General features: G+C 65.7%; 7 protein-coding genes and 1 pseudogene. 3 read left to right on the top strand and 5 right to left on the bottom strand.

The genetic code is table 11. The features are described from left to right. Positions 1-95 precede the first annotated feature (95 nt). The 3 genes from AC3FKG_RS18560 to uvrA all read right to left on the bottom strand — a co-directional run bounded on the left by AC3FKG_RS18560 (position 96) and on the right by uvrA (position 7,302). Positions 96-791: a BON domain-containing protein gene (locus tag AC3FKG_RS18560; protein ID WP_483714255.1), complete on the bottom strand. Its 696-nt coding sequence runs from the start codon at positions 789-791 to the stop codon at positions 96-98. 102 nt (positions 792-893) lie between these two features. Continuing rightward, positions 894-1,256, bottom strand: a complete 363-nt coding sequence (locus AC3FKG_RS18555; protein WP_483714254.1) for an endonuclease — start codon at positions 1,254-1,256, stop codon at positions 894-896. Between the two features lie 172 nt (positions 1,257-1,428). Beyond that, positions 1,429-7,302, bottom strand: a complete 5,874-nt coding sequence (uvrA, locus tag AC3FKG_RS18550; protein WP_488743816.1) for an excinuclease ABC subunit UvrA — start codon at positions 7,300-7,302, stop codon at positions 1,429-1,431. Positions 7,303-7,619: 317 nt separating this feature from the next. On the opposite strand from uvrA, the gene AC3FKG_RS18545 reads away from it, so the two are divergent. From AC3FKG_RS18545 to AC3FKG_RS18535, 3 genes and pseudogenes are all read left to right on the top strand, one after another. Beyond that, entirely contained in the window at positions 7,620-8,084 is a 465-nt protein-coding gene (locus AC3FKG_RS18545) for a helix-turn-helix domain-containing protein (RefSeq protein ID WP_488743815.1), read from the top strand. Beyond that, a pseudogene (locus AC3FKG_RS18540) lies at positions 8,081-8,313 on the top strand (PIN domain-containing protein); the annotation flags it as partial. The gene AC3FKG_RS18545 and the pseudogene AC3FKG_RS18540, both read left to right, overlap by 4 nt. After that, positions 8,211-8,456, top strand: a complete 246-nt coding sequence (locus AC3FKG_RS18535) for a VapC50 family PIN domain-containing toxin (RefSeq protein ID WP_488743814.1) — start codon at positions 8,211-8,213, stop codon at positions 8,454-8,456. The pseudogene AC3FKG_RS18540 and the gene AC3FKG_RS18535, both read left to right, overlap by 103 nt. Positions 8,457-8,469: 13 nt before the next feature. Here AC3FKG_RS18535 and ribA read toward each other — a convergent pair whose 3' ends face one another. Both ribA and AC3FKG_RS18525 read right to left on the bottom strand, forming a co-directional pair. After that, positions 8,470-9,066, bottom strand: coding sequence for a GTP cyclohydrolase II (ribA, locus tag AC3FKG_RS18530; RefSeq protein WP_483714250.1), 597 nt, complete (start codon positions 9,064-9,066; stop codon positions 8,470-8,472). Between the two features lie 154 nt (positions 9,067-9,220). Beyond that, the gene (locus AC3FKG_RS18525; RefSeq protein ID WP_483714249.1) at positions 9,221-9,691 is read right to left on the bottom strand and encodes an Lrp/AsnC family transcriptional regulator; all 471 of its coding nucleotides are present in this window, start codon (positions 9,689-9,691) and stop codon (positions 9,221-9,223) included. Positions 9,692-9,837: the final 146 nt, after the last annotated feature.

Raw genomic sequence — 9,837 nt, 5'->3', positions numbered from 1 at the left:
ACGCGGCTAGCGCCCGCGCCAGCCCCACCCCCCCCCGCCCCCCGGCAGCGCGGGGCCGCTTCAGTGTTCAGTGATGACCTCGGTGATGACTTCGCCTACTCCGAGGCCAGCATGCCGTAGCGGTGCACGTGGATATGGTTTCGCACATCGCGTACGCCGAACACCGACTCCGCGACGTCTTCAATCTCGTACTTGCTGCGCCGGTCGTTCACCGTGCCCTCCATCGTCACCACGCCGTCGTGGACATGGACCGTTACTTCGCTCACATCGAGCCCGTGTTCATGCGCGAGCCGCGTGCACACATCGTCGTGGATGCGGTCATCGGCGCGCTGATAGTTGCGCGGGCCTTCGCCGCGGCGGTATCCGGGGTCCCCGCGCCCGTACTGGCGGCGTTGGCGCTCCCGCTCGCGTTGTTCATCGATCCCGCACTGGAGATAGCGGCCCGGCTCCTGGCGCGGACCAAGGCGGGCATCGTCGTACTCGTGGCGCATGGAAGCCCCGTACCGGGGTCTGTTCCACCCTTCGGCATATTCGCCGCCCCACCGCTCATCGGGCATCCTTTCCTGCCGCCCTCCCAGGCCACGCCCGGCTTCGCGCGGCAACCGCTCTTCAGGGTTGCCATGCTGTGCGGACAGCTGGCGCATGCGTTCGGTGCGCGCATGCGCCGGCAAATTGCTGTAGCCCTGGTCATTGCCGCCGTACTTGCGCTGGGCCGGCCTGCGCAGGTAATCGTCATCGCCGCGCGCGAAGTCGTCATCACGGCGGCGATCAGGATAATCGCTTCGTCTCATTGATTGATCTCCTTTGCCTGCGCCGGCGCCATGGCAATGATTTCAAGCAGCGGTAAGAACGACCACGTGAGGCGGCGACGCGTCAGCGGCCGCCCGGGACACTCAGGCGCCGTCCAGGAAGTTGCTCGGGCGTCCCATGGGCCGGCCAAGGTTGGGGCTGACCCACTGCGCGCCGTTGCCATACGGGTCAGGCATCCGCTGCTGCATGGTGCCCGGCATATTGACGTCTGGTTGCATCGGCATGGCGCCAGGCTGTGCCGGCATGGTGGAAGGCTGCGATTCGGGAGCCAGGTCCTGGCGCGTCGTCGCATTGGTGCCCTGCGTATAAGGATCGAACTTGTCGCCTACGCGTGCGCCCTGCGTATAGGGGTCGCGCGGCGTTGCGGGCGTCTGTGCCATGGCAGGAATCGCCGCCGCGGCGAGCACCGCGGCCAATAAGACGCGGCTCGGTCGTAAATGCTTCATGGTTGCCTCCGTTCGCGCGCAACAGTGCGCGCGTGTCGCCTTTCTCTAGCGAAAGGCATGCCCGGCGCGGAGGAGAAGTGGTGAAAGTGGCGCACCAAACCCGGAAGCAAAACCCGGAACTGCCTCGACAGGGCCGCCGGACGACCCTGTCGCGGCATCGGCATGCCGGCGTTCAGCCGACGCTGGCGCGTGCCGGCTCCTCGGTACGTGCCAGCACGGGCACCAGCGCCGCGCCGGTGTGGCTGGCGGGCAGGCGCGACAGCGACTCCGGATCGGTCGCGCCGACAATGGTGCCACCGCCTGCGCCACCTTCGGGGCCCAGGTCGATGATCCAGTCGGCCTCGGCGATCACGTCGAGGTCATGCTCGATCACCACCACGCTGTGACCACCGTCGGTGAGCCGGTGCAGCACGCGGATCAGGCGCGCCACGTCGGCCATGTGGAGGCCCACGGTCGGTTCGTCCAGTACGTACAGCGTGTGCGGCGCCTTCTGCCCGCGGCGCGTGATGTCATCGCGCACCTTGCTCAGCTCCGTGACCAGCTTGATGCGCTGCGCTTCGCCGCCGGACAGCGTGGGGGATGGCTGTCCGAGCGTCAGGTAGCCCAGGCCGACATCCTTCATGAGCTGCAGCGGATGGGCGATGTTCGACATCGCGGAGAAAAATTCCAACGCTTCGTCGATCTCCATCGTCAGCACTTCGCCGATGTTCTTGCCGCGCCAGGTCACGGCCAGGGTCTCGGGGTTGAAGCGCTGGCCGTGGCAGACATCGCATGGCACCTTGACGTCCGGCAGGAAGCTCATGCCGATGGTGCGCACGCCCTGCCCTTCGCAGGCCGGGCAGCGGCCGTCGCCCGTATTGAACGAGAAGCGCGACGCAGTGTAGCCACGCGCACGCGCTTCCAGCGTGTCGGCGAACAGGCGGCGAATGGTGTCCCACACACCGATATACGTGGCCGGACACGAGCGCGGCGTCTTGCCAATGGGGGTCTGGTCGACTTCCAGCACGCGGTCGATCGATTCCCAACCCGTGATCGCGTCGCAGCCGTGCCAGTTGTGCTCGACCTTCAGCGCCTTCTTCTCTGCCCGGGCGCCCTTGGCGCCGGCCGCCTGCTGCGCGGCATTGCGTGCGCGGCGCGTGGCCGGCGACGACATCACCGAACGGCCCACCGCATCGAGCAGGTTGGTCATCAGCACATCGCGCGCGAGGGTGGACTTGCCCGAACCGCTGACGCCCGTGATCGCCACCAGCCGCGCCAGCGGAATGCGCGCCGTGACATTGCGCAGGTTGTGCAGCGACGCCCCGTGGACGGTGAGCCATTCGGGCGGATCGGCAGGCTTGCCTGCTGCGCCAGGCCTGACCGTGCGCCGCGCCTGCAGCGGATGGACGATGGGCCGGGCCAGGAATTGCCCGGTGGTGGAACCTGCCGCGGCAGCCAGGTCCGCCACGCCGCCCTGCGCCACCAGCGTGCCGCCGCGCTTGCCCGCGCCAGGACCGATATCGATGATGTGGTCGGCCCGACGGATGGTGTCTTCGTCGTGCTCCACGACCACCAGCGTATTGCCCTTGTCGCCGAGCTTTCGCAGCGCATCGAGCAGGATCTTGTTGTCGCGCGGATGCAGGCCGATGGTCGGTTCGTCCAGCACATAGCACACGCCCTGAAGGTTGCTGCCGAGCTGCGCGGCCAGGCGGATGCGCTGTGCCTCGCCGCCGGACAGGCTCGGCGCGGCACGGTCCAGGCTCAGGTAGCCAAGCCCGACTTCCTCCAGGAACTGCAAGCGGCTGCCGATCTCGCTGATGACATCGCGCGCGATTTCGGCATCGCGTCCGGTCAGGTGCAGCCCGTCGACCCAGCGGCGGGTGTCCGAAACCGTCCACTGCGCCACGTCGACAATCGCGTTCTCGTCGAAGGTCACGGCGCGCGCGACCAGGTTCAGGCGCGTGCCATGGCAGTCCGGACACGGGGTATCGCCCACGCCTTCCGGCTCCTGCTCCTCGGACGGCAGGCTTTGCTCGCGGCCGCGGTCATCGCCGGCCAGCACGGTGTCGTCGAACACCGCGCGCTGCTCGCGCGTCAGCGTCAGGCCCGTGCCCACGCAGGTGGTGCACCAGCCGTGCTTGCTGTTGTACGAGAACATGCGCGGGTCCAGCTCGGGGTAGCTGGTGCCGCAGACGGGGCAGGCGCGCTTGGTCGAAAATACTTTGACCTCGCCCACATGCGCGGTGCCGTCGCCGCCATGCATGGCGTCGTGCAGGCCGTCGAGCGGCGCCAGCAGGTGCATCACGCCCTTGCCGGCTTCGAGCGCTTGCGCGAGCAAGGCGCGCAACTGCCCTTCGTTGTCGGGTGAGATCACCAGGTCGCCCACGGGCAGCTCGATGGTGTGCTCGCGGAAGCGGTCCAGACGTGGCCATGGATCGACCGGCAGGAATTCGCCGTCCACGCGCAGGTGCGTATTGCCGCGCGCCTTGGCCCATTTGGCGAGATCCGTATAGACGCCCTTGCGGTTCACCACCAGCGGCGCGAGGAAGCCGACATGCTCCCCGCGATGGTCGCGCAGGAGCTGAGCCGCGATGGAGTCAGGACTTTGCGAGGTCACCGGCGCGCCGTCATGCACGCAGTGCTGGATGCCCAGCTTCACATACAGCAAGCGCAGGAAGTGCCAGACTTCCGACGTGGTCGCGACCGTGCTCTTGCGGCCGCCGCGCGACAGGCGCTGCTCGATCGCAACGGTCGGCGGAATGCCGTAGACCGCATCGACCTCCGGGCGGCCCGCCGGCTGCACGATCGAACGCGCATAGGCGTTGAGCGACTCCAGGTAGCGGCGCTGCCCTTCGTGGAACAGGATGTCGAATGCGAGCGTCGACTTGCCCGAACCCGACACGCCTGTCACCACGTTGAACTTGCCGTGCGGAATATCGACGTTGAGCGATTTCAGGTTATGTTCGTGCGCGTTGACGATGCGCACCACATCCTCGCCTTCGATCACGCGGCGTGCGCGCCGGGCCTGCAATGCGGCTTGCAACGGCACGCCGTCGCTTTCGGCGCGCTCGGCGGCCAGCGTCCCGGCCTCGCCCAGCGCGGCGTCGTAGTGGATCAGCGCCTGGCCGGTATGCGACTCCGCGCAGCCCTTCACATCGTCCGGGGTGCCCGTGCAGACCACCCGGCCGCCGGCATCGCCACCTTCCGGGCCGAGGTCGATCAGCCAGTCGGCGGCGCGGACTACGTCCAGGTTGTGCTCGATCACCACCAGCGAATGGCCGCCATCCAGCAGCTTGCCGAACGCGCGCATCAGCTTGGCGATATCGTCGAAATGGAGGCCCGTGGTGGGCTCGTCGAACATGAACAGGCGCTTGGGGGATGTGTCCGGGCGAATCACGCGGCCCTTGGGCTGCGCCGCCTGCGCGGCTTCGGCCAGGAAGCCTGCTAGCTTGAGGCGCTGCGCCTCGCCGCCCGACAGCGTCGGCACGGGCTGGCCCAGCTTCACGTACTCCAGGCCGACATCGACGATGGGTTGCAGCACGCGCAGCACCGCTGCGTCGCCGGCGAAATAGGTGACGGCCTCGGACACGGTCAGTTCGAGCACGTCGGCCACGCTCAGCGCGCGCGGCGGCCGCCCCGGCACGGTGCGCTCGATCTTCACCTCCAGCACTTCGGGACGGTAGCGGGTGCCGTCGCAATCCGGGCAGCGCAGGTAGACGTCGCTGAGGAACTGCATCTCGACGTGCTCGAAGCCCGAGCCGCCGCAGGTCGGGCAGCGCCCGTCGCCGGAGTTGAAGCTGAAGGTTCCTGCCGTATAGCTGCGCTGTATGGCCATCGGCGCCTTGGCGAAGATCTTTCGGATCTCGTCGAATGCGCCCACGTAGCTGGCCGGATTGGAACGCGCGGTCTTGCCGATCGGCGACTGGTCGACGAACACCACGTCATCGACGAGGTCCGCGCCACGCAGCGCGCGGTGCGCGCCCGGCGATTCCGTGGCCTTGCCGAAATGGCGCGCCATGGCGGGGTACAGCACGTCCTGCAGCAGCGTGGACTTGCCCGAGCCGGATACGCCCGTCACGCACACCAGCCGCTGCAGCGGGATTTCCACCGTCACGTCCTGCAGGTTGTGCTCGGTCGCGCCTTCCAGCACGATGCGCGGCCCGGTGTCATCCACCGGGCGACGCTGCCAGTGCGAAGCGTCGGCCACGCGCTTGCGTCCGCCCAGGTAGTCGCCGGTGAGCGTGCCCGCGGCGCGGATGTCCTTGGGCGTGCCGTCAAAGATGATGGTGCCGCCACGTTCGCCCGGGCCGGGGCCCATGTCGATCAGGCGGTCGGCGGCCAGCATCACCGACGGGTCGTGTTCGACCACCACGAGCGTGTTGCCGGCATCGCGCAGGCGGTGCATGGCCTCGACAATGCGATTCAGGTCGCGCGGGTGCAGGCCGATGCTCGGCTCGTCCAGCACGAACAGCGTGTTGACCAGCGAGGTGCCGAGTGCCGTGGTCAGGTTGATGCGCTGGACCTCGCCGCCCGACAGCGTGCGGCTCTGGCGATCCAGTGTCAGGTAGCCCAGGCCCACGTCGCACAGGTACTTGAGCCGTGTACGGACTTCCGCCAGCAGCAGCTTGAGCGCATCGTCGAGCATGCTGCCCGATAGCGTCAGGTCATCGAAGAAACGGCGGATGCGCGCGATCGGCATCAGCATCAGGTCATGCACGGTCAGGCCGGGCAATGCCTCGAGCTGCGTGCGGTCCCAGTCCACGCCGCGCGGCAGGAAGCGGCGTTCGGGCGGCAGCACGGTGTCGGCGTTGTCCTTCGAACCCAGGCGCCAGAGCAACGATTCCGTCTTCAGGCGCGCGCCGCCGCAGGTTTCGCACGGCGTATAGCTACGGTACTTGGACAGCAGCACGCGGATATGCATCTTGTACGCCTTGGACTCCAGGTAGCTGAAGAAGCGCATGACGCCGTACCACTGCTTGTTCCACTGGCCATTCCAGTCGGGCGAGCCATGCACGACCCAGTGGCGCTGGGCATCGGTCAGCTCCGACCACGGCGTGTCGCGCGGGATGTCGGCCTTGATGGCGTAGCGCATCAGGTCGTCCTGGCATTCCTTCCACGCCGGCGTCTGCATCGGCTTGATGGCGCCCTGGCGCAGGCTTTTGCGCACGTCCGGAATGACCAGCCCGAGATCCACGCCGATCACGCGGCCAAACCCGCGGCAGGTCTCGCAGGCCCCATAGGCTGAGTTGAACGAGAACAGCGCCGGCTGCGGATCGGCATAGCGCAGGTCGCTGTCGGGGCTGTGCAGCCCAGTGGAAAAGCGCCAGATGGGGCCCTCGCCTTCCTCGGCCAGGACATAGATGTTGACGCGGCCGCCCCCGCGCCGCAGCGAGGCTTCGATCGCTTCCACCGCCCGCGCCTTTTCGACCGACTCGACGCGGAAGCGATCGGCCACCACGTCGAGCATCTTGCGCGACCCGGTCGGCGATTCGACCACGCGCTGCGCCTGAACGCGCGTATAGCCGCTGACCGACAGCCATTGCTGGACTTCCTCTTCGGTGGTCGACTCTGGCAGCTCGACCGGGAACGTCACGACCAGGCGCGCATCGTGGCGCGGCTGGCCTTTGGCGGTGCGGGAGACCAGTTCCGCATAGATCGTTTCGGGCGAATCGTGCCGCACGGGCTGTGCGGTCTGCCGGTCGAACAGTTCCGCGGCGCGCGCATAGAGCAGCTTCAGGTGGTCGTTCAGCTCGGTCATCGTCCCGACCGTCGAGCGCGAACTCCGCACCGGGTTGGTCTGGTCGATCGCGATGGCCGGCGGTACGCCATCCACGCGCTCCACCTGCGGACGATCCATGCGGTCGAGGAACTGGCGCGCGTAGGCACTGAACGTTTCCACGTAGCGCCGCTGGCCCTCCGCATAGAGTGTGTCGAACACCAGGCTGGACTTGCCCGACCCGGAGGGGCCGGTCACCACCGTCATCTCGCCGGGGCGGAGATCGAGGTCGACATCCTTGAGGTTGTGCTGGCGGGCGCCCCGAATACGGATCAGCTGCTTGCTCGACACGTTTTTCTCTTTTGGATCAAATAGTTAGTCGGCCAACGGGCGTGCCGGGCCGCGCGAGAAAAATACCTTAGCACAGCGGTGGGCGCGCGCATGCACGCCCTTTCGGGGGCGCTCCAAGCTCGCGGAACCCGCGCCGCCCAACTACTGTATATCCATACAGTTTAACACTCTGGAAAGGAACAAGACACGCTTCTTGCGGCATCGGCGGAAAGCACTATCGTGACGTCCTCGACAACTCAGTGTATTTCGTTTATTGCGAATTTCGTTTGTTTCGAATAGGGTGTGTAGGTGCCGATGAAACCTACGAGATTCCGAAAATGACCGCCAACCTGACTACCATGAGCCTTCCCGGAGAAAAGGAAGTCCAGGCCGCCGGACTGGGCCACCGCATGCTGGCCGCCTACCTTGCGACCGGCTTCGATATACAGAAGATCCAGATCTTCGACGAAAGGAATGAACCCCATCAGATCGAGTTGCCGACCACCGCGCTGCGGCTGCTGGTGGATATCCTGGCTCAACTGGCCGACGGCAACGCCGTGCAGGTCGTTCCGGTTCATGCGGAACTGACCACCCAGGAAGCGGCCGATCTGCTCAATGTCTCGCGGCCGTACCTGGTCAAACTGCTTGAAGACGGCGCGCTGCCCTTCCACAAGACCGGCAAGCACCGGCGAGTACGTTTTCACGACCTGATGGAGTACAAGCGAAAACGCGATCGGGTCAGTACCGATGCAATGACCGAGCTCGCGGCACAGGCACAAGCATTGGGAATGGGCTACGAGTGAGGCATTCCACATTTACGGTCTTGTACGATGCTGCGTCCTCTACCCGGCGCCGTTGCGCGATTTGCTCGTCTGGCTGGCGCTTTCGGGGCGCTTCCGCGCGCGCTGGACCGCGCGCATCCATGAGGAATGGAAACGCAATCTGCTGAAGATCCGGCCGGATCTGTCGCGCAGCCAGCTCGATCGGACATCCGCACTGATGGACACCGCCGTACCGGATGCGGTGGTGTCGCGGCATTGGTCGGTGCTGTGCAAAACCACCGCCGCACGCTGCGAAATCCAGTGCTGAGTGCCGAGGCCTATCTGGAGACCCTGGTCAGGCAAGGCCTGCGAGGCACGGCGAAAGAACTGGAGTCCTACCGGCCGACCTTGTAGCCGGCCATAATGCTCAGTCCAGCAAATGTCCCATCCGTGACCGCTTGGTCGCCAGGTATTTTTCGTTTTCGGCGTTGGCAGGGACGATATGCCGCAGCTGTTCTTTCACGACGATGCCGGCCTTCTCGAGTGCATCGGCCTTGAGGGGGTTATTGCTCATCAGGCGCACGGACTTCACGCCCCACTGGTGCAGCAGGTCGGCGGCGAACGCATAGTTGCGTGCGTCGATGGCCTGGCCGAGTGCCAGGTTGGCGTCGACCGTATCGAGCCCGGTGTCTTGCAGCGCGTAGGCGCGGATCTTCTCGGCCAGGCCGATGCCACGGCCTTCGTGTCCACGCAGGTACAGCAGGATGCCGCGCCCTTCGGCGGCGATCTTTTCCATCGCCAGTTCCAGCTGAGGGCCGCAATCGCAGCGGCAGGATCCGAACACGTCACCGGTCAGGCACTCCGAATGCATGCGGATCAGCACATCTTCGCCCGTGATGTCTCCCACGCTGAGGGCAAGGTGCTCGGTGCCCGAATCTACGCCCTTGAAGGCGTGTGCGGTGAATTCGCCGAATCGGGTGGGCAGGCGCGCCGAATCGATCAGCGTAATTTCTGTGTCGTTCATACCGGTATTCAAGGAAATCAGGGGCCGGCCAGGCCGGCGCCGCTCGATATTATGAGCGGAATTGTATCTTGGCGCTTGTCGACAGCGCCCACGGGCGCTTTGAACGGCTTGTTCAGAAGCCTGCAATGGCCTCATGCAAACGGCTGGAATCGACCTATGGCGCGACGGAGGGCTCTCTTTTCAAGGTCCGCAGTATGAAGGTCGAGTGGCTGTGGCGCAGGCCCGGCAGCTTGTAGAGCTTGTGCCGCAGGAACTCCTCGTAGCCCTCGGTGCCGGCCACGGCTACCTTGATCAGGTAGTCATACTCGCCCGTCAGCAGATGGGCCTCCAGCACTTCCGGCAATTCGGCCAGCGCCTTGCCGAAACGGTCGAACATTTCGTCGTCATGGCGCTCCAGCGTGACCTCGATCAGGACCGTATCCGGCAGGCCCAGCGCCTTCTGGTTCAGCAGCGCCGCATAGCCTTCGATCACGCCGCTTTCTTCAAGTGCGCGCACGCGGTTCCAGCACGGCGTGGCGGACAGGCCAACCTGCTCCGCGAGCCTGGCATTCGACAACCGGCCATCGCGCCGCAATTCGCGCAGGATGCGGCGGTCGATTTCGTCGAGCTTGGGGACAGATGCCACGGGATATCTCCATAGAGAGGAATCATCTTTTTGATATTCTATTTCATGAAGATGATTCTTCTTCTGATAGCGCCATTCCGCAGGAATTTCAGAAGCTCATTTTCCCGGCCGGCTGGTAAATTTACCTGACCGATACACTTGCTTTC

It is taken from the genome of Cupriavidus sp. 22TCCZM04-2 (assembly GCF_057798895.1).
Note: the sequence above shows the minus strand (reverse complement) of the source record. Positions and strands in the feature narration are given on the sequence as shown.